This is a genomic window from Pseudomonas sp. GW821-FHT01E10 (assembly GCF_059422365.1).
Window position 1 is genome coordinate 508,077 of sequence record NZ_JBWKWT010000001.1, and the last position, 21,001, is coordinate 529,077.

General features: G+C 53.7%; 18 protein-coding genes. 7 read left to right on the forward strand and 11 right to left on the reverse strand.

Features of this window, described 5'->3' with window-relative positions; all coding sequences use genetic code 11:
- Positions 1–33 precede the first annotated feature (33 nt).
- The 3 genes from AC07V0_RS02240 to AC07V0_RS02250 all read left to right on the forward strand — a co-directional run bounded on the left by AC07V0_RS02240 (position 34) and on the right by AC07V0_RS02250 (position 4,763).
- The gene (locus AC07V0_RS02240) at positions 34–3,444 is read left to right on the forward strand and encodes a beta-ketoacyl synthase N-terminal-like domain-containing protein (protein ID WP_495019348.1); all 3,411 of its coding nucleotides are present in this window, start codon (positions 34–36) and stop codon (positions 3,442–3,444) included.
- A gap of 59 nt (positions 3,445–3,503) precedes the next feature.
- The gene (locus AC07V0_RS02245) at positions 3,504–3,980 is read left to right on the forward strand and encodes an SRPBCC family protein (RefSeq protein WP_019020906.1); all 477 of its coding nucleotides are present in this window, start codon (positions 3,504–3,506) and stop codon (positions 3,978–3,980) included.
- 84 nt (positions 3,981–4,064) lie between these two features.
- On the forward strand, positions 4,065–4,763 hold the full coding sequence (locus tag AC07V0_RS02250; RefSeq protein ID WP_086945666.1) for an outer membrane protein: 699 nt from the start codon (positions 4,065–4,067) through the stop codon (positions 4,761–4,763).
- A 74-nt stretch (positions 4,764–4,837) separates the two neighbouring features.
- On the opposite strand, the gene AC07V0_RS02255 is transcribed toward AC07V0_RS02250, so the two are convergent.
- From AC07V0_RS02255 to AC07V0_RS02305, 11 genes are all read right to left on the reverse strand, one after another.
- On the reverse strand, positions 4,838–5,536 hold the full coding sequence (locus AC07V0_RS02255; RefSeq protein WP_086945667.1) for a lysophospholipid acyltransferase family protein: 699 nt from the start codon (positions 5,534–5,536) through the stop codon (positions 4,838–4,840).
- Positions 5,533–6,570, reverse strand: a complete 1,038-nt coding sequence (locus AC07V0_RS02260) for a hypothetical protein (RefSeq protein ID WP_086945668.1) — start codon at positions 6,568–6,570, stop codon at positions 5,533–5,535. The genes AC07V0_RS02255 and AC07V0_RS02260 overlap by 4 nt, the downstream gene beginning before the upstream one ends.
- Entirely contained in the window at positions 6,567–7,778 is a 1,212-nt protein-coding gene (locus AC07V0_RS02265; RefSeq protein ID WP_086945669.1) for a beta-ketoacyl-[acyl-carrier-protein] synthase family protein, read from the reverse strand. Before AC07V0_RS02265 ends, AC07V0_RS02260 begins: the two co-directional genes overlap by 4 nt.
- Positions 7,775–8,029: an acyl carrier protein gene (locus AC07V0_RS02270; protein WP_086945670.1), complete on the reverse strand. Its 255-nt coding sequence runs from the start codon at positions 8,027–8,029 to the stop codon at positions 7,775–7,777. The genes AC07V0_RS02265 and AC07V0_RS02270 overlap by 4 nt, the downstream gene beginning before the upstream one ends.
- Before the next feature lie 22 nt (positions 8,030–8,051).
- A complete protein-coding gene (locus tag AC07V0_RS02275) occupies positions 8,052–8,666 on the reverse strand; it encodes a methyltransferase family protein (RefSeq protein WP_192351282.1) in 615 nt (204 codons plus the stop codon).
- Complete coding sequence (locus AC07V0_RS02280; RefSeq protein WP_086945672.1) at positions 8,647–9,552, reverse strand: NAD-dependent epimerase/dehydratase family protein; 906 nt, start codon at positions 9,550–9,552, stop codon at positions 8,647–8,649. Before AC07V0_RS02280 ends, AC07V0_RS02275 begins: the two co-directional genes overlap by 20 nt.
- Positions 9,553–9,568: 16 nt before the next feature.
- Positions 9,569–10,141 (reverse strand): histidine phosphatase family protein, encoded by a 573-nt coding sequence (locus AC07V0_RS02285; protein WP_086945673.1) that lies wholly within the window; start codon positions 10,139–10,141, stop codon positions 9,569–9,571.
- Positions 10,138–10,866 carry a diacylglycerol/polyprenol kinase family protein gene (locus AC07V0_RS02290; protein WP_207247653.1) on the reverse strand — a complete coding sequence of 243 codons (729 nt, stop codon included), beginning with the start codon at positions 10,864–10,866 and terminating at the stop codon, positions 10,138–10,140. The genes AC07V0_RS02285 and AC07V0_RS02290 overlap by 4 nt, the downstream gene beginning before the upstream one ends.
- A gap of 90 nt (positions 10,867–10,956) precedes the next feature.
- Positions 10,957–12,111: an aminotransferase class I/II-fold pyridoxal phosphate-dependent enzyme gene (locus AC07V0_RS02295; RefSeq protein WP_086945675.1), complete on the reverse strand. Its 1,155-nt coding sequence runs from the start codon at positions 12,109–12,111 to the stop codon at positions 10,957–10,959.
- Positions 12,112–12,118: 7 nt separating this feature from the next.
- A complete protein-coding gene (locus AC07V0_RS02300) occupies positions 12,119–13,165 on the reverse strand; it encodes a GNAT family N-acetyltransferase (RefSeq protein ID WP_158245719.1) in 1,047 nt (348 codons plus the stop codon).
- 33 nt (positions 13,166–13,198) lie between these two features.
- Complete coding sequence (locus AC07V0_RS02305) at positions 13,199–13,975, reverse strand: acyl-homoserine-lactone synthase (RefSeq protein ID WP_173861140.1); 777 nt, start codon at positions 13,973–13,975, stop codon at positions 13,199–13,201.
- A 223-nt stretch (positions 13,976–14,198) separates the two neighbouring features.
- Here AC07V0_RS02305 and AC07V0_RS02310 point away from each other — a divergent pair, with 223 nt between their 5' ends.
- The 4 genes from AC07V0_RS02310 (at position 14,199) to bcsB (ending at position 20,995) form a co-directional block, all read left to right on the forward strand.
- Positions 14,199–14,912, forward strand: coding sequence for a LuxR family transcriptional regulator (locus tag AC07V0_RS02310; protein WP_495019349.1), 714 nt, complete (start codon positions 14,199–14,201; stop codon positions 14,910–14,912).
- A gap of 385 nt (positions 14,913–15,297) precedes the next feature.
- Positions 15,298–16,467: a cellulose biosynthesis protein BcsQ gene (gene bcsQ, locus AC07V0_RS02315; protein ID WP_086945679.1), complete on the forward strand. Its 1,170-nt coding sequence runs from the start codon at positions 15,298–15,300 to the stop codon at positions 16,465–16,467.
- Positions 16,464–18,695, forward strand: coding sequence for a UDP-forming cellulose synthase catalytic subunit (gene bcsA, locus AC07V0_RS02320; protein WP_018927940.1), 2,232 nt, complete (start codon positions 16,464–16,466; stop codon positions 18,693–18,695). The genes bcsQ and bcsA overlap by 4 nt, the downstream gene beginning before the upstream one ends.
- A complete protein-coding gene (gene bcsB, locus AC07V0_RS02325; RefSeq protein WP_256580704.1) occupies positions 18,692–20,995 on the forward strand; it encodes a cellulose biosynthesis cyclic di-GMP-binding regulatory protein BcsB in 2,304 nt (767 codons plus the stop codon). Before bcsA ends, bcsB begins: the two co-directional genes overlap by 4 nt.
- Positions 20,996–21,001: the final 6 nt, after the last annotated feature.

The following is a 21,001-nucleotide window of genomic DNA, read 5'->3' on the forward strand; positions in this document are numbered from 1 at the left end:
TCACCCAGCATTTTGGCGATCAGGAGACAGGGTATGAATGGCGCGGTAACAACAGAGGGCGACTTTTGCTTCAGCGCGATGGCCGGCGAGTTTCCCGGGGCACCGTCAACGGATGCGCTTTGGCATTTGCTGACGCAAGGACAGATAGCACCTATCAATTCGATGCTGACACGCTGGGAACTGGATAAGGCGTCAATCTATTCAGCAAAGGCAGGTGAAAAGGATCGCGTTTACCTGGACAGCGCTTTTTGCCTGACCGATGACGCATCAACCCCTTCACGGCATGAAGGACGGCAGGTCGCCATCGGTAAGAAAGTACTGCAGACACTCCTCGCCCAGCTTGCCGGACAAGGCTCGACTCTGATCAAGGAACGCACCGCATTGGTGGTCGCAACATCCTGGAGTGACGAGAGTTATTTCGTCACCGGCATGTCCGGAAAAACCGAAGCACCACAGGGCTACACGCCGGGTGAACAAGTGGCTGAACTGGCGGCGGCTTTTGCCTTCGGTGGCCCGGCGTTATCGGTCGACACCGCCTGTAGTTCGTTCCCCTATGCAATCGACATGGCTCAGGCCCTGGTCAATAGCGGACAGGCGGATAACGCGATTGTCATGGCACTGAACACCGTGCTGCCACCGGCGCTGTTTCTGGGCTTCTCGCAGTTGACCGCCTTTTCCGCCCGGGCCCAAATGCAGGCGTTCGGCCAGGACGCTGACGGCATTGTGCCGGGCGAATGTGCAGTCGCCTTTTTGGTCGAACCTGTATCGCAGGCCCTGATTGCGCAGCGCCGTCCTCTGGGTGTTTTACGGGCATTGGGAATGTCCGCCGATGGCGCCGAAGGTTCAGTGTTTGCACCTGGCAAACAGGCCCAGTACACGGCTTACCAGCGTGCCTATATCGGTCTTGATCCCAATGACGTGGACTACATCGAAACCCATGGCACCGGTACTCCGCTGGGTGATGCGACAGAGCTGGACTCGCTGAACAGCTTCTTCGCCCCCCACTGCACAGACGGCAAAAAAATCACCATCGGTTCGATCAAGTCCGTCATTGGCCACCCACTGGCCGCCGCTGGAGGCGCTTCGCTCGCCAAGGCGCTGATGATCTTGCGTCACAAAGGGATTCCACCTCAGCCCGACTACCGTACCAGCGCAAAAGTCGACGAGACCAGCCTGCGACTGGCCACAAGGCAGATACAGCCCCTCGCGGACCGGCAGTCAGCGATCCGTATAGGCATCTCGAGCTTTGGCTTTGGCGGCGCCAATGCGCATCTGGTAGTCGATGAATATATTCCCGATAACCGCCCTGTCGCCCCTCACGCCAACCCCGGCGTGTTAATGCTGGACCTTGCGATTGTCGAGGCTGAAGCAGCGATCGGCAGTCACGGCTCATTGCAGTCATTCAAGCAACAGCTCGATCGGCCGGCAGCGCCATCAGTCAGTTTCCCTTATGGGCGTTTCGTTGATTACACCCCTGCCCCAGGTCAGCCGTTACTGGGCCAATTCCTGGCGCAGGATCGCGTCATTGATATCGACGGTTTCGGCATGGGTCCCAAACCTCTGGCCCATGTCGATCCGTTCAAGCTGTTGATCACCGATCGCGTCAATCATTTGCTGCGACGCCTGCCGGGCGTGGCCGGCTCACCTGGCACGGCAATGGTCATGTGCTGCAACATGGGCGGGGAACGCTTCAGCAATGCGTACAGCAGCGCTCACAGCTTCTACTCCCAGGCTCAAGGCACGCCACCGGGCGTGGAAGTAGCGGACGTGGCAACCATGTTGCCGAACATGTTGTCCGGTTACCCGACGCAGATTTTTGACTTCAAGGGTTTCCATCAAACACTGGTCGGCACCCCGGGTCTGTTCTGGCAAACCTTGCTGGCATCGCAGCAATGGTTCAAGAACGGCATAACCACGCTGTTGCTCGGTGCAGGGCGCTTTATCAGCGGTGAAATCGAGATCGAGCGCGCCCGACATTCAGCGACGGTGCAAGGTGAAGGACTGGGGCTGATTGCGCTGCGTCCCTATCAACCAGACGCCAGCGACAAACCTTTACTGGTGATCCGCGCGGCGGTCCTCGCCCATGCCGCGAACTCGCTGGAAGAGGCTTGCCAACTGCTGGGCAAAGAGCGGAGTCAATACCAGAACATTGAAGTCTGCGAGCTGCAACCTGACGCGACTCATGCCAGTGGATCTCTGCAAGAGATTACCGGTTTCCTGGCTGAAGCCAGTGGCATCGAAACCCTGCTGGCGGTGATGTTGAGTGCATCGGCTCACACGGTGATCGAGGTTCGCGAAGCCGGCAAGGCAGTGATGTGGTTGTTTACTGAAAAGCTTCGGGAATGGAGCACGGTGGCCGAACCCGCTCCTGCCATCAAGCATCCCTTTACCCTGCGTTTTGCTCACTCGGCCCACCATGAACTGCAACCGGTGATCCCGCCTGCCCGTCCTGTCAGCCTTGTCCGCGAACCACAAAACGACGGCGTCGACGTGCTGCAACTCAGCGACATGCTGACCAACACTCTGCTCTCAGGGCTGCGTGTCCGGGTTCGCGCCATGGAGAGTCTTTTCGCCCTGCACCGTGGCACTGAAGTCCAGCGCCCGGCGCACTGGCAACGTTGCCCGGAAAACGTCGTAATCACCAACGTCCAGCGCGGCCCCCAGTCACTGCGTGCCCAGCTCGTGGTGAATGAAGCGCACCCTTATTTCTTCGATCACCCTCTTGATCACATCCCCGGCATTCTATTGCTCGAGGGCGTGTTGCAACTGATTGAACTCGCCATGCCGCCACTGAGTGGGCGAGTCGCGTATGTCAAAACCCTGAATATCAAGTTCCAGCAATACGTACAAAAGGAGGGTGTGATTGATCTGCATCTGGAACAGGAAAAAGACTCCCAGGTGTTCAATGCCAAGGTCATGCAAGCCGGAAAGCTGATGTGCACCTGCGTCCTTGGGATGGCCTACAGCTCGGCGTTCGAGAAATCGCCCGCCGGCGAGTTCACGGCCACTCGCTGCCGTGACAAGGCCTTGCTGCACAAGGCCAGGGAAGAAAACGTCATCGTCAGTGACATGAGCGGCATCGCTCAGGGATTGAGCGTGGACACGCTCAAACTGCCGGATGAGCACTTCTTCCAGGAGGGCGACCCCGAGCACCATTCGATGGTGTATTTCCTCGAAGTTGCCCGCCAGTGCTACATGCAGATTGCCCACAGTCATCTGCGGATTCCACTCAACACCCCGATGAACCTGCTGGCCTTGAGTTTCACCCTGGATCGGCCAATCCCCAGGAACAGTCCGCTGTCATTGGCACCGCAAGCGGGTTTTGACGCACAACAGCCGTTCAAAACCAACCGCATCTATATCGACCTGTTCAACCGGGGCGAAAAAATCGGTCAAGCCAGCATTACAGCTCAGGTGCTGAGTCAATCCGCACCTGCGGCCTGAGGCACTCAATTGATCCCACTCACCCGCATGACCGTGCCCCCAACAATCAAGGTGTCGCCGTGAACGATGTCAAAGTGCAAGTCATAGTCAAATCGCCGCGTGCTGAAATCTGGAATATCTGGAGCAATTTTTCAGAAGCGCCGCTATGGGATACCGACGTTCGCCAGTGTGAACTCAATGGCCCGTTTCAACCTGGAACGCGAGGCAAATGCGTCCTCAAAAATGGCCTGAACATGCCGCTGAAACTGGAAGCAGTGAAGCTGCATGAAAGCTATCGGAACACGGCAAGACTGCTGTGGATCGACCTTGAGTTCGATCACCAGATGCGCAGGCTTTCCCCGAATGAAACCCAAGTCATCCATAGCGCAAAGATCTCTGGCCCCTTGAGTTTTTTATACCGCGGGCTGCTACGCAAAATGCTGACCGCGGCAATGACCACGGCACTGCGCAACCTGTGCACGCTGGCTGAACAACGAGCGAATGCCATCAGTACCCCAGGGCTCGAAAAACCTGGAACGCATTTGCACCGTGTATGAAATATCCCGGGAGGGAGCGTGTTGCACGCTCGCTCCCGAACACCCCCCGCTTACTTATCGATAACGGCACACTTTGGACCGAGCATGAACCTATTTAAAAAACCTCTGTATCTCATGATGGGCGTCATTGGCATGGGCGTTATTGCCCCTGAGTCCAGTTCCGCCGACACGCTCGGCCCTTACGTCAGCGTCATGGGTGGTCTGAACTGGGTGGCTCCGCAGGACCTTAACCAAAACAACCTCGACTTTGTCGAGATGGAATTCAACCAACCGTTACACTCCGGCTACGCCACCGGACTCGCACTGGGCTGGCGATTCCCCATCGGGCTCAGACCCGAAGTGGAACTCAGCTACCGCAAAAACACCCTGACCCAGTTCAATAACCGGGTCTACGAAGGCGGCGGGAGCATCGACGGCAAAGGCGAAGAGGAAGCCACCAGCGTCATGGCCAACCTCTGGTATGACGTCTTGAACCTGCCAGCCCCCTTCAATCGGTTCACCCCTTACATCGGCGGCGGCCTGGGTTACACCACGCTGTCGGTCAGTGGCCTGGAAGCCGGCGGCGTCCAGTTCGGCAACACTCATCGCGACACTGTATCGGCCTATCAACTCGGCGCCGGGGTAGGTTACGAACTCACCGAACAATGGTCCATGTCCCTGGATTATCGATACCTCAAGACTCGCGATGCGCACTTCGGTGACATTCAGGGCCTGCCCCAAGGCGATGTGCGTACTGACTACAGCGCCCAGTCATTAATGCTCGGCCTGCATTATTGGTTCTAAGCGGGAAACTCCTCGATAGGTGCAGTTTCACCTATCGAGGAGTCCGGGGGTCCCACCGTATCCCGTTTTTTCGACTAAATAACCGGAATCATATTGTTGATAATCTCACGCGTGTAGCTTGCCAGTTCTTTGGCGCTCATACGCGCGACCTCATCCGCCTCGATGGGTTGATGGGCGACGATACTGACTTCAGTAGGGCGCAATGAGTTGTAGGCAATGTCCCCGACAGCAGGACTGATCGTGACTGGAACGATCCCTACTCCCATCTCCTTGGCAATCCGAAAGGCCCCCGCCTTGAAAGGCAGCATATCCCCACCTTTGTTTCGGGTGCCTTCAGGAAAGATCCAGATGGAAGTATTGTCTGCGACAACACTCTTGGAAATCTTGCGCAAGCTCTGGATAGAAGCCCGGGGGCTGTTTCTGTCAATGAACAGGCTCCCCGTCAGCCAATACAGTTGCCCGACCAGAGGCAACCACCTAAGCGATTTTTTACCGACAATAACGGTGCCTGGTTTCAACGCCTCAGCAACAATCAGAACATCATAATTACATTGGTGGTTGGCCACATAGATATATGGCTTAGCAGTGGAGATAGTATCGAATCCATTCACAGCGACACGAACCGAGAATATTTTATTAATCACTGAATATGACCGACAGGCCACATGCAGATTCCTGTTCTTTATAGGATTGATTAACATGTATACGCATAAAAAAGGAAAACTCAGGACAATGAACAGCAACACCAACAACCATCTTACAAACGAAATCATAGGTTACCCGCCTTTTCTGAATCACTTGAGCCGGTGAAAAAACCCTCTCGAACATCATTACGTTCAATCAGCGCGACACCATAAAAACCTTCATCATCAACACACGCCATCACACCAAAATTTTGGGCCGGAACACCATTCGCCATTTCGGCCAATTGATAGGCGCCCACCAGAGACAGACTCAGAGCCTTCGCCCGATCCAGCATCTCGAACCGCGCCCCGAAGGCACGATTCAGGCTGCTCAAGGACATCTGCCAGGAATCCGCAGCAGCGAGGTTCACTCGACTGACCTGATCAAGTTCAACACCCTGTCCTGCCAGAAATGTGAGTATCAGGTCGATCAGGCCGGCCGAGTCAGAGGAAAATAGACGCCCCGTCATGCATGACCTGACGATCAATCCCTGGACCTTCAGGTCAGCAACTGCCTGAAAGCTGAAAATCGCCGCCGTATCCAGTCGTTTTTCAGCAGGCAGATTAATGCTCTGTGCGTAGAGCGTTCCAAACTCACCGCTAAACGTTTCAATCGCCGTCGTGTAGATATAGTCAGACTCGCCTCGCATGGCAATTCTTAACCCCTGAACTAATGCGTGATAGAAGCTCAACTCTTTCGCGCACAGAGAAACGTTCGGTCCTTTAATGCCATATTTGATCGCCAACTGACCCAATGAAGAATTTATGACGGTATTGGGGATTTGTGCCGGATTGACCTGAAATGCAAAACGACTCTCGTTCGACTCTTTTATCAGTTGAATAACGGTGTCGATGGAACCATTGGATGTTGCACCGATAATGGCTGAACCCGCCAGGGAGTCTCCGTCATTGCCATCCTCGATCAACGACATCGCCGCCAATAGCAACAGGGATTGTCGATCGAAATTTTTCAGCTCACGGCTCGGCACAAGTTCGCCGGAAGCCAGGTCCCACGCAGGTCTTTTTCCGCGATGTAACTCCACGCCCCCTTGCTCGAATACACCGGGCATTTGCAACATGACCCAATCGTTTAAAACCAATGCAACGATAGCGTCACCCGTCATTTGAGATTACCGAATACCAAAATTGAATTATTCCCGCCAAAAGCGAAAGCATTATTGACCGCCACATCGACTTTTCCGGCTCTGAAGCCCTCCGCGACGATGTCGATGGGTATTTCAGGGTCCTGTTCAGAAACATTGATCGTAGGAGGCAATCCCTCGCTTAGCGCAAGCATGCAGGCAATTGCTCCAAAACCAGCCGCCGCCCCCATGCTGTGCCCCATCATTGACTTAATGGAACTAACCGGCGGTGGCGAATGGCCAAAGACCCTCTCAATTGCCATGTATTCATTGCTGTCATTGGCAACCGTACCGGTACCGTGAGCGCATATATAGCCAACCGCTCCAGGCGCGACCAATGCATTTGCAAGCGCCGACTCCATGCAATCGCCAACACTATGATGATTGAGTCTCACCATATGGTCGGCATCACAGTTCATCGAAAACCCGAGGACTTCGGCATAGATAGGTGCCCCGCGACGTATTGCCCGATCGTAATCCTCAAGGACCAGTGCACTACCACCTTCTGCGGTCAAAACGCCTTTGCGGCCTGAATTGAAAGGCGTGCAGTTTTGGTCTGTCATGCTGCCCAATCGATGGAATGTTGCAAACGTGGCCTTGTAGATCGCATCGCTTCCACCGCAAATAGCAAGTTCGCAGTCCCCGGCCTTGATGGCCTCGTAACCGAATATCAACGCGGTGTTACTGGCTGAACACGCATTGCCAATCGTGACTGACTCACCGGTGGAACCTATCGATCTCAAGACATCGCGGCTTATTTCAGACGCAAACGTATGCTGCACTGATGCGTGCAGGCCTGGCTGAGGTTCGGCCATTGCCGTAACCATGTTGTCAATCAGATTGGACTCACCATAGGTCGTGCCGAAATAACAATTCACTCGCTTGCCGGAAATCGCTGCCCGTTCAATTGCCGCATCCGTTAGAGCGAGCTCGGTGGCGGCAAGCGCAAAATGGCTGGGAGTCCCGGAGAGAGCGAAAGAGTCAAAATCCGGAATCAATGTGCTGATGCTGGATTTCACCTCACACCCATACTTTCTTTCAAACCGGTCGGTATCGATTTTTGAAAGCAGTCCCGTGCCGTTTACCCCAGTTTTCAACGCATGAAAGAACGCGTCTTTCCCAATTCCGATCGGGCTGACCGGCCCCAAGCCAGTGACGACAACCCTTCTGCCCTTGCCGGAGCTCATCATGCACACTCAGCCTCAAGCAGGGTCTTGTCGATAAACGAGAGAATTGAATCCACGCTGGTTATCCGTGGAATGTAAGCTTCATTGACTCGGACCTGAAAAGCGCCCTCGATACCGGCCAGGATTTCTATTCCTGACATCGAATCAGCACCGTAAGCCTCTATGAAGTTTTCGTTGTTGCGGATCTCTCCGACGCTGACGCCCAAGACCTGAGAAACAATCTCTTTGATTTTTTCTTCGTGAACGTGAGTCATATAATCTCCTGAAATGACGTTATCAGATAATAAAAGGAATTACTTTGTAGCTGTCGAATTGGTACTGGGTGTAGGCTGCGCCAAAATAATCAACCAACATTTTCTCTTCGCCATGGATTCGTTTAAGAACCAATAAAAGTGCGACAGAGAAGACAATCAACGCGGCATAAACGCTCGTATAGAAAGCGAAACCCGTGACAATAAGCAGCGTTCCTAGATACGCCGGGTGCCTGATGTACTTGAAGGCGCCGGCCTTGACCAACTCATGATCGGTCAGCAATCGCAATGAGTGCGAAAAATGCCGTCCCAGTATGATTTTTCCATGAGCCCGCAGACCGATGCCACACAAGATCATGAATGAACCCACCATTTGAAATAAGAATTCACTGCGCATCAGCAACTGCAACAGCATGACAATCGATATCGCGCACGACACCAGAAATCCACTTTTGATGCCTTTATCGAAAGCGCTATCGCTGTCTGTCTCTTGTAGAAAATACAGTTCTGAACACAACAGAACACTCGCCATGATGATCGGCGGAAGCAACGCTAAACCCGAGTAATAAAGCAGTACCATAGAAGAGCACAACAGTGGTACCAACAAACTGGCGGCGACATCAACTCTGAATGCTTTCAAAATATCCCTCTACCAATACCGATAACTTCGTCCGAGTCAAGATCACGCTCACACCCTTTTCGATATGCCACGGGCAAATGAAAAGATCGTTGAAGCGCGCCCATGGAAATAATTTTCTTTGGCGCCTGAAGAGGTCCATAAAAGACAGAACTTTGTAAATCCTGAACAAGGAGCGTACTTTCACTCTCCGCAACCTGGCATTGTCCTCTGCCGTCTGGAGCCTGCCGTACACTTCGCCGACCAGATCGTTATAGGTCACCGTGTCCTCGCTGAGGAGATAACACGTTTGCAGTGCCTGATCAGGGCTGCGCGCCAACCATTGGATAATGCACTGGGCAATACTTTCCACACCAATGACGTGCAGCGCCGGGAGGTCATCTGTCACCAATGGCAGTAGTTTCAACTTGCACAGTGAAATCATCGGCAACAGGTTCTTATCATGACGACCCAGTACGGTCGGCACCCGCAAAATCACCCCTTGCACCTTGTTGCTATTTGAATGGATAACTTGCTCTGCCGCCCACTTATCATCGGCGTACGCATCCAGTCTTTTTTCAGGGTTGTGAGCCTTGACGCTACTCAAGTGGAAAAAATTCTTCTTGTCAGCGGTACCGGCATGAATCGACACCAGTATCTGTTCCGTGAGTACCTTATTACTGTCGGTGCGCGCGCCCAGGCGACTAAGACCGATCCCCGTGCAGTTAACAATAAAGTCACTATCGTTAACTAATTTTATAAACTCCGCAGAGCCGATTTCGCAAACATCATAACCAGCCCTCGGCAAGCGTGAATGGCGGATAAGCTGGATATCCCTCACCTGGCTTAGGACCTCGTAGACGCCCTGTCCGATAAAACCGCTGGCCCCTAAAAGCAGTAACTTCTTCACGTGTACGCAATCCCTTTCATGGTGTTAAAGATTCAACCGTGAAACACCCTGAGCGATAAACCGTGTGAGCCTGCATGCCCTGTTTTTGCAGTGTTTTCCTGACGGTTCTGAGAAACATACCGTGGGATACGACAATCATCGTCTTCCCTTTCCCGGCGCTGGATTTGTAAAGCTCACCGGCGACACTTACAGCCCGAAGGTGTTCTGCTTTTCGGGAGACAGCTCCCAACGAAATCCCCAGCAACCACAGAACTCTGTGCAGAGCGAACCATTGCCTTAACCCCAATCTCAGGAAAGGAATGGCGCTTACCCGCAGGTCGTACTCCTGTAATCGACTATCTTGTTGAATACGCGAAACTTTGAATAATTTGCACGCCGTTGCATAAGCTCTGTTGACCGGCGAGGAAATGACGGTGGCCTCGGACGCCAAAAGTGGCTGCGACAAATCCGGACGCGTCAAGAAGCCTGTAACTTCATCCTCATCGATATTTGAGGTCTGGTTATATTCTGCCAGAAGCACTTTCGCCGAGGCGGCATTGCAACGCCCGTAATTGACCAACGGTGAGGCGTGACGTATTAAATAAATCACAGCAGATAGACTCCCGTTACAATCGCATTACCGACAATAAACAGAAACGGTGTATCCCACGTATGAGGGGACTTTGCCTCCGTCAAGGTAAGGGCAAGAGGATAAACAGCACACAGCAGTACAAACTGATGCCATTCAAAATAATCCTTGAACAACACACAAAACAACATCGACATCACGAATACGGTTGCAGACCCTTCCAGGGTTCTTTTGAATTTCTTGTCAACAAAAAATCCTTTGGCAACATACTCGTGTTTTCCAAATCGGATACCGACAGGTTCTGCCAAGCCATCACCAAAGGTGGTGGCTAAAATGGTGATGTAAATCAACTCAATCGGAACACCGACTGCCAACCAGACATATTGCGTCACCCACAATACCAGCAAGCCCGCCACGGTTTGGCTTACCAACCAGGAAAGTGTATGCGGCGAGTCTTCCGGACGATCAATACTCGCAAACATATGCTGTGCAGTCAGATAACGACGACGCGCCCACCCGCACATGCCCAAGAATAAAATAGCCGTGGACACCACAGACAACAGTAATCGCTCATGGGTACTTTGAATGTTGAATAACACAAAGAAAAGGCTGGGCAGCAAGAACATCGCAAAATGCCCAACCTTTCTCGTATAGTTAACCCGCACTCCTTTATTCAGGACTAAAAGCCCCAAACCCTTGCATAGCATAAAATAGAAAAGAACAATCCCTAACAGAGCCGCACCCACCTGGACCATTTCATTACCACTTCATCGACGTCTTAAATAGTAGGCGGGCCTGCACCGCACCGTTACGACTACTGGATAAATACGAGCTGTTTAAATAATCTTTCGCAATGCATCAATACAGTGATCCACATCGGCAATCGTGTGGTTGTACGTCAGGCATAACCTGATCCTGGATTGATGATTCGGCACAAAGGGCGGTACGAACAGTGAGCCCATGATCCCTTTGCCGACCAACTCGGCATTGACCCGGGCGGCTTCCATCGGGTCTTTGAATACCACTGGGATCACGGCAGTCTTCGAATAGAGCTTATCGACACCCAGTGAGTCAATTTGCTTATGTGCGTAGCGGGTGAGCTCAGCAAGTTGAAGCCGACGCGCAGCCCCTTCCGTAGCGTTGATCTCTAGCGCGGTGCATGAGGCCGAGGCGACACCCGGTGAAACCGACCGTGAAGCATTATAGGTAGGGCAGCGGAACCGGACTCTTTCAGCGAACGCCTCATCCTTGAATACAACGAACCCACCGGATGAGCCAAAAGCTTTGCTCATGGTACCAACTATGTAATCGATCTCTGAGACCACTCCAGCCGATTCACAGGCCCCTTGGCCTGAACCGCCCAACATACCGACACCATGAGCGTCATCGATGTAGATTTCGAGGCTCGGATGGATCTGTTTCAACCGAGCGATCTTGCCGAGATCAGCGACATCACCGTCTGCCGAGAAAACCCCATCGGTAATGATCAAAATTCTCTTGTCTTGATTCAGTCGGACTAATTGCTCCAGCATTTCGACGTTGGCATGACTGTAGGCCCTGAATGGACGGCCCGACAATTTCACACCGTCCCAGATCGACACATGTGACAATTTATCCAACAGAATCAGATCAGCATGCTCAGCTGCCAACGGGATAACACCAAAATTCGCCTGATAAGAGGTGGTAAACATCAGCGATGTTCGCCCTGCATACAAATCGCTAAAGCTATTTTGCAGGCGCTCATGGTATTCGGTGAAGCCACTGAAAATCATCGGGCCGCCGATGTTCGAACCGTACTGCAGGATGGCGGCAATAGCCGACTCCTTCATGCGTTCGTGATTTGAAAGCCCCAAATAGTCGCACGATGCAAAGTTCAACATTTTCCGACCATCCGCGAGCGTCATATCCCGACCGCAGGCAGAACGTACTTGAGGAAAATATGTGTAATAACCCAGCTCTTTCGACTTTAATGCAACATCATCAATACGCATAAGACTCTCATTCTACCGGCGCAGTATATCTATAAATGCGATAGGCTCTTTCGTGACAAATACCGTCCCGGGTGAGATGACGCATAGTTCGAAGAACCATGACATTATCTTCCAGCATCCAAGACACGCTAATTCTGCTACGACCGACCTTGCTCAGCGCGATGGCGGTCAACTTTAAAGTGAGCGCTATCGACAATCCTTTACGTTGATACTCAGGAGCGACGCCAGTAAAAAAAGCGCGGCCGTACAACCCCTGCTCATTCATGGCGGGTGCAAACATAGTAAAGCCGACAATTTTATCGTCATGCTCGGCAACCAACGCCGATATGTTTTTAATATTACGCGAGGCTATTTCAAACTGTTCTTTTGACGCAGGGCTGTAACCCCAATTTCGCTCCCAAGATTGATTATAACAGTCTGCTAACAATTGGCTTCTGGCAACCAATTCGTCTTGCCCGTAGTGATGGAACTCAATACCCGTCAATCGCTGAGTGAGCTTTTCTTCCAAGGCATGCTGTTGATACCCTTGAGCGGGCGGTTGAAAGACAATTTCAACCAGGTCTTTTTCCTTTCGGAATCCTGCCTGCACCAAGGCGTCAGTCAACTCAATCGTATTTGATGGCAACGAAAACACATTGAAATCGGACTCAAATGTGCGCAGCCCTCGCTCAATCAAGAATGAACTGTGGATAGGGCCTACCAAGTCAGACACCCGCCGAGGCAGCAACCGAGTACTGTTTATATACTCAATTGCACAGCGCATCAGCTGCTGGAGGACACTCGCCACCGGCACTACTATCAGCGTTGAAAAGTACGCACTGCCAAGCCCGTTGACCTTGCTCTGCTTGTCGAAATGCACGATGCAAAAAGCGACTATCTCGCCACTCTCGTCCTTCCAGGCTATCGGTACATTATGCTCAGTTGCGGAGTGCTCGCAGGCCGCTGTCACTCGCTGCTCAAGCTGTTCCTGAGTGCGGCCCACCACCGAAATACGTTCGTCCAAGCACTTCAGGGCATACCAATCGCATGCCGCCAAACCTATGACTCTACTCATCGGCATTCTCGACTATCATTCGCTGTAAAGTTTTTAGGCGGCCAGACGCAAAGCGCTAGTGGTTTTGTCGTCGATTTCGATCCAGAAGGGAACGATACTTTTGTTGTCTATCAGCCGCGGCGGCGAAATCCTGCATGTATTGACGCCCATCCGTTTTAGCAAACGCTCATTGCCTACAGCACTGAACGCGATCAATCGAAACGCGCCTTTTGAGCGTGCGACGTCAATCACTTCCCTCACCAATTTCACCGTATTTTTCCAGGCCTGTTCAGCACTCAATACCTGGCCTTTCGGGTGGCTAATAGCGAACCGGGAGAGCTCCCATATACCCGCAGAGAACGGCGGAGGGTTCCCTCCCATTAAGTGAGGGAATACATCCCCCAGCAGGTATGGACGATTAGTAGGAATTAACCGAGCGCAACCAAATATCTCGTGATTATGATCACAGGCCAAAACATATACCGTATCAGGGCGATCGAAATCATCTAACTCAACCCCCTCCTCACAACGTAGAGGCCAGCCTAACTCTTTAACGAATACCTGATACCTATATTTAGCGAGCGCACATGCCATCCCAGGCAAAAGATCATTAACAGTCCCTGTTATAACAGTTAGCATGACAACCTCTCGGCAAATGTTATCCGGCCAGTACAACAAATCGAGAGCTGTATTAGTAGCTGCCCAAATGGGCAGGTTAATTAAAACCGCATCCAACAATGATGCAACATCAACGGTTAAACAATTGACAATTTTTATCTGACTGAGTTGAAAGTTGCGCCCTCCCTGTGGCGAGGGTAAAAATCCAGGCACTTAGAAATATCGACTTTCTAGCACTGACGTACTAAAAAATACAGAGAGCTACTGCGTCCTTGCGGGAGATTTATCTGTGCTACGGACCTTACCGGACGTGGTATTGCCGCTGTATTCAGCAAATATTGATACACTCCAGGGCTACCTCCCTGGCACGCTCCAATTCTGTATAATAGCCCCCCGCCCTTCTCACTGGGGGCGCTGACCACGGAAGGTAGTATTGGTGAAAGAATGGCGCGAAGACTTCATTGAGTTAGTTTCTGGCTGCACTTCTGAAAATGAATTATTCAATGAACTGGTTAAAATAACTTCCAACCTGGGATTCGAATTCTGCTCCTACGGACTAAAAATCCCCTTATCGTTAACATCCCCGCAATATTTTCTACTTTCAAATTACCCTACCCCCTGGGAAGAAAAATATGTAGCCGAACATTATTTTTCCCAAGACCCCACTGTCAAACATGGGTTAACACGGTCCATTCCCTTGCGCTGGTCAGCGGAGCAGCAAAGTCAAAGTCTGAAATTCTGGGAAGAAGCGCGGCATTACAACCTAAATCATGGATGGTGCCTTTCATCGCAGCGCGGATTCAACAGTATCGGCTTACTCTCTGTTTCCCGCTCCAGCGAATATATTTCACCGACAGAACTGGAGAGTAAAGAGACCAAGCTAATTTGGCTGACTCAGTTAGCGCATGAATCCATGACGCGTTTCTTTTCCGAAAAAAACATACCCGAAATGTATAAACCACTGACCGCTCGAGAAAAAGAAACCTTAAAATGGACGGCCATTGGAAAAACTTATGTTGAAATCAGCATTATTCTAAATATTGATATTCGGACCGTGAAATTTCATTTAGTCAATTCCATGCGTAAACTTCAAGCATCAAACAAAGCCGAAGCAGCGGTCAAAGCATCCTTGATGGGTTTGCTGTTCTAAGCACAATATGCCACAACGCCTGAGACCTGTATTTTTCAACCGGTCAACCTTCGTGCTCGGCAAATGAAAAAATGCTCCGTATCTTTCGATACGGAGCATTTTTTTAGCACCGTGCTTCAAACACATCAGCCAACTTATTTATTACATAACCCAGTCTCTAACTATCGAACGCGATCGACACTCACACTGCCCACACACAAACATAACACTTCAACAAGATTCAGACTAACACTAACGAGCCTCGCTGACTTTTTATAACATTCATTGACACGCAAACGCAGACCTCCTAGATTACTGGCACTCTGCCAACGCCAAGACTACGCATAAACTTTGTTAAGTTAATGGAATGCTGAGTTTCTGAGTTATTTCATTCCTGGTACAACGCATGAAATATGTAGACGATATTACGAAACTCTTTACACGTTTTGGTGCCAATGCGGAAACTTACCAGGAAATACAACCAAACTATAAAGATTTCAAAGACGACCCGATTACATCTGCAATGGCTGAGCCAGAACCAGAGTCGGCGGCCTTGTCTCCCACAACGCCAACGTCTCCTGTGTTTCAACTGGACGAGCCACAGTCTTCTTTATTGACTGGCGCGCCGATCGAGCCTGTGAAGAATGTTTTCCTCCCGCTGCCTTCGCCCAAGTCCCCTCCCCTGACTGAGCCACCTGCGAGTGCTGCTGCGGATGACCGTCAGCGATTGAGCGACCTGTTGCGTGAACTCAACCAGGTTCGTCGGGACGGTCTGCCAGAAACGATTCGCAAGCGGACCAAGGCGAAGGTCATTGCCATCGTTTCAGCGAATGGCGGGGTGGGTAAAAGCACCATCGCCGCTGGCCTCGCGAAAACACTTCGGCACCCTGGCGGGCGAGTCATCGCGATTGATCTGGACCCTCAGAACGCGCTGTCCAGCCACTTGGGTATCACCAGGCCGGCTCCCGGGCTGATCCAACTCAAAGAGCAGGACGCCGACTGGGGCGCTCATCGCCTGCCGGGCTTTAGCGACAGTGAGTGCCTGCCCTTCGGCACTGGCGAGCTGAACGATCGCCGATTGCTCAGGCAGATGCTGCTTGAAGATGCTGACTGGTTGAGCCAGCACCTGGCGTCAATGCACCTCAGCGAAAACGATACCGTGATCCTGGATACGCCTTCGGGTGCGACCGTCTATTCGCAACAGGCACTCGACGCTGCCGATCTGGTGCTGGTGATGACGGTGGCCGACGCGGCCTCCTACCTGGCACTGGACACCATGACCCAGTGGCTGGAAACCAGCCCGCGACGCGCACAGCAGCAGCGGTATGTGCTCAACCAATGGGATGACTCCCGTGCGTTCAGCAGGGACATGGGCGTGCTGTTTCGGCGACGGCTCGGCGCTAACCTGATCGGGACGATTCGCCTCGATCACCAGTTCAACGAGTCGCTGGCCTATGGTCGGGACCTGTTGCAGCACGCGCCTGAGAGCATTGGCTGTCAGGACATTCTGTCGCTATCAGGCGCGGTCCATGCCCTGCTTTTCACGGATGCTTCCAGCCAGCAGGGCACGCTATGACCGTCCAGCTGAATCAGCTACCTGCAAAGACCTGGTGGTTGCAGAAGCTACTGGATTCTTTCCAGGATCGCTTCAGTCAATGGCCCCTGCGTTGGCGCCTGGGCCTGAAAATTTCAGGCGGGCTGATTGCAGCATTGTTGGTGCTGGGTATCCTCACTGCACCGCAGAATCTGTATTCCCAAGCCGTGTTTGCCTCCGTCTGTTTTGCCGCCAGCCTGATCATCCGCAAGCAAACCGGGCGTCTGGCGATCCTGACCCTGATCACCCTCTCGCTGATCGCTTCGTTGCGTTACATGTACTGGCGCCTGTCCGACACTCTGGACTTCGACAACTGGCAGGATGCCGTATTTGGCTACGGGCTGGTGCTGGCAGAACTGTATGCCTTGCTCGTCCTGGTCTTCGGCTATATACAGACCGCCTGGCCGTTGCAACGTAAGCCGCAGTTTCTGCAACAGCCACCCGCTGAATGGCCGACGGTGGATGTGTTCATTCCCACCTATAACGAAGCATTGGGTATCGTCAAACTGGTGGTACTCGCGGCTCAGGCCATTGACTGGCCCGAGGGCAAACTGCGGGTGCACGTGCTCGATGACGGACGCCGGGAGGAATTCAAGGCTTTCTGTCAGCAGATTGGTGTCAACTACATCACCCGCGACAACAATCAACATGCCAAGGCCGGCAACCTCAACGAGGCACTCAAAGTCACCGATGGCGAGTTCATTGCCATATTCGACGCCGACCACGTGCCCACCCGCTCCTTCCTGCAAATCACCATGGGCTGGTTTTTAAAGGACCCGAACCTGGCGTTGCTGCAAACGCCGCATTTTTTCTACTCACCCGATCCGTTCGAAAAAAACCTCGATACCTTTCGCTCGGTACCCAATGAAGGTGAGCTGTTCTACGGCCTGGTGCAGGACGGCAACGACTTGTGGAACGCGGCATTCTTCTGTGGCTCCTGCGCGGTCATCCGGCGGACTCACTTGCTGGAAGTCGGCGGCATCGCCACCGAGACCGTGACCGAAGATGCGCACACGGCACTCAAGCTCAATCGCCGTGGTTTCAACACCGCTTACCTCGCCATTCCACAAGCGGCGGGACTGGCCACCGAAAGCCTTTCCCGACACATCAGCCAGCGCATACGCTGGGCACGGGGCATGGTGCAGATTTTTCGGACCGACAATCCCTTGTTTGGCAAAGGGCTGAACCTGGGGCAGCGCATCTGCTACCTCAATGCCATGATGCACTTTTTCTACAGCCTGCCCCGCCTGGTGTTCTTGACCGCACCATTGGCCTACCTGTTTTTCGACGCGCAGATTTTCCATGCCTCGGCGTTGATGGTCACGGTCTATGTACTGCCGCATATTTTCCATTCCAGCCTGACCAACTCCAGCATCCAGGGGCGCTTCCGCCATTCCTTCTGGAACGAAGTGTATGAGTCGGTGTTGGCCTGGCACATCATGCGACCGGTCCTGCTGGCTCTAATCAGCCCTTCGCTGGGCAAATTCAACGTAACCGACAAGGGCGGCACCGTCGAAAAGGACTATTTCAACTGGAAGCTCGCGCGGCCTTACATCGTCCTGTTGACCTTGAACATGATCGGTCTGGCGATCGGCGTGGTGAAACTGGTCGGGAGTGATTCGGCCGAGGTCACTACCCTGCTGATCAACCTGATCTGGACCGTGTACAACATCATCATCGTCAGCACCGCCGTGGCGGTGGCCACTGAGTCCTCTCAGGTGCGCAACGAGCCCAGGGTGCCCGCGGATCTGCCCGTGCGCGTCTATCGCGAAGACGGCACATCGTTCGATTGCATAACCCGGGACTTCTCACAAAACGGCGTGGGTCTGGCACTGCCACCGCAAGTTCAGCTCAGCGCCAAAGAGAAGCTGCGGCTGTGCATTCTGCGCACACCTCCCTCAAGCCTCTTTCCCGCAACAACGATCTTCAGCAACGACAACGTGGCAGGCGTGAAATTCGAGGGTTTGACCCTGCGCCAGCAAAGTGAGCTGGTGCGACTGACCTTTTCACGGGCCGACACCTGGGCCAACACGTGGGGCAACGGCCGCCTCGACGCGCCAATGTCAGCGTTGCGCGAGGTCAGCAGCATTGGCTTGCGCGCCATCCTGCGCTTGTTCGTTGCCACCCTAAAGGACAGCCAGGCGCTGCTGCGCAAACGCCCGGCCACTCCATCACCCATCGACCCCACCGCGGACACGCAACGATCTTGAAGCCTTCCACTCGCAGGACCTTTCCTCCTCGTCGCTCACTCATGCTGCTCGCCTGCTCACTAGTGGGCTGGAGCGACTGGGCGTTGAGTGCTGCCACCCCCATCAGCGCCACAGAGCCGGCGGTGATGCCGGTCGCATCGTTGCCCGGGACCGATGCCCCGAGCAACAGCTATACCCGCACCCTCAAGGAGCTCGGCAAAAGCTATTCGATGAACCTTAAAGGCGTGGAGGCTACCGACAGTGTGAACTTCAATGTGCGCGCCGATGAAGTCGTCACGGCTGCGCAGGTCACGCTGCAGTACAGCTATTCACCGGCGCTGCTGGCCGACCTTTCGCAAATCAACGTGCTGATCAACGATCAAGTGGCCGCCAGCCTGCCCCTCCCGAAGGAAGAGGCCGGTAAATTGCAGACCCGGACCGTGCAGATTCCGCCGCAGACCATCACCGAATTCAACCGGCTCAGCCTGCAGTTCATCGGTCACTACACGATGCAATGTGAAGACCCTCTGCACTCCAGCCTGTGGGCCAAGATCGGCAACGAGAGCCAGCTGAGCCTCCAGGTGTCCTCGATTAAACAGCCCAACGACCTGTCCGCTCTGCCTCTGCCCTTGTTCGATCGTCGAGATGCTTCGCCCCTGAAGCTGCCCTTCGTGTTCACTGCGCGCCCGGGCGGCCCTGAGCTTGAGGCCGCCGGTATCCTGTCGTCCTGGTTTGGCGCCCTGGCCAGCTACCGCGGCGCAACCTTCCCCGCCAGCCTCACCAGCCTGCCGGCCAAAGGCAACGCCGTGGTGTTTGTCAGCAGTGGCGAATCGACGGCCTTGAGTGGCTTGCCGATCAAAGCGGCCACGGGGCCGACATTGACACTCGTGAGCAACCCGAATGATGCTCAGGGCAAACTGTTGATCGTCTCCGGGCGCGATGGCGCCGATCTCAAAGTCGCCGCGACCGCGCTGGCCCTCGGTGGCTCGGCTTTTTCCGGGCAGAGCGTGGTGATCGACCGGATCGACTCGCTCAAGCCACGCCGACCGTACGACGCGCCTAACTGGCTGCCCTCCGACCGCCCGGTTCGCCTGGGTGAACTGGCGAAGCCCGCAGAACTCAATGTATCGGGTTACAACCCGGGACAAATGACGGTTGCGCTGCGCTTGCCACCCGACCTGTTCAACTGGCGTGAACCCGGCGCACAACTTGACCTGAAATACCGCTATACGCCGCAGCCGGTCTCCACCAATTCCTCGTTGCTGGTCCACTTCAACGATACCTTCATCAAGTCGATCGATCTGCCTTCGATCGAGAAACTCGGCAGCAGCGACAGCCTGCTGGCGATGCTCAAAACCGACGACAGCCTGGCCCGCACGTCGCGCATGCTGTTGCCGCTCAATTCCGTAGCGCTGCAATCACGCCTGCAATTTCGCTTTATGTATGACTACATCAAACAGGGCGACTGCCGCGACATCATCATCGACAACATGCGCGGTGTGATCGACCCGGACTCGACCCTGGACCTCAGCCAATACGAACACTTCATGGCCATGCCCAACCTCGGGGTATTCAAGGACAGCGGCTTCCCGTTCACCCGCATGGCCGACCTTTCTGAAACATCGGTGATCCTGCCCAACGAACCAGGCCCGGCCGATCTGAGCGCCTATCTGACCGTGCTGGGCCGCTTCGGCGACTCCACCGGTTATCCGGCCACCGGCGTCAAGGTGGTCCACGCCGACCAGGTGGCCGAGCAACGCGACCGAGATCTGCTGGTGCTCGCCTCGGGCAACAATCAGCCGCTGCTGGAGCAATGGCAAAACCTGCTTCCGGCCAAGGACGAAGCTGCTGCGCAGTACTTTGAACTGTCTGACCTGCCCTTGCGTCTGCGTAACTGGATCAGCCCGGATACGAAAACCAATCTGCGTGAAGCGCGCAGCAGCTTCAGGTTCAGCGCTGACGACGGCAGTGCTTATCTGACTGGATTCGAATCGCCGCTCAAGAGTGGGCGCAGTGTGGTGTTTATCGCCAGCGCAAGGCCCAACGGCCTGGCCGACGTGACCAACGCCCTGCTCAGCAGCGAAGAAAACGCCCACGAGTTGCAAGGCAGTCTGGTGGTGGTCAAGGGCAAGCATGTCAAATCGCTGGTCGCCGAACAGGACTACTACGTCGGGAGCCTGGGGCCATTGCGCTATCTGCAGTGGTACCTCTCGCAAAACATAATGGCGCTCATGCTGTTCACGCTCCTCGGGGTCCTGCTGCTTGCTTCGATGACTTACCTGGCCCTGCGCTTACGGGCCAAACGTCGTCTTGGCCAATGAGCTGCG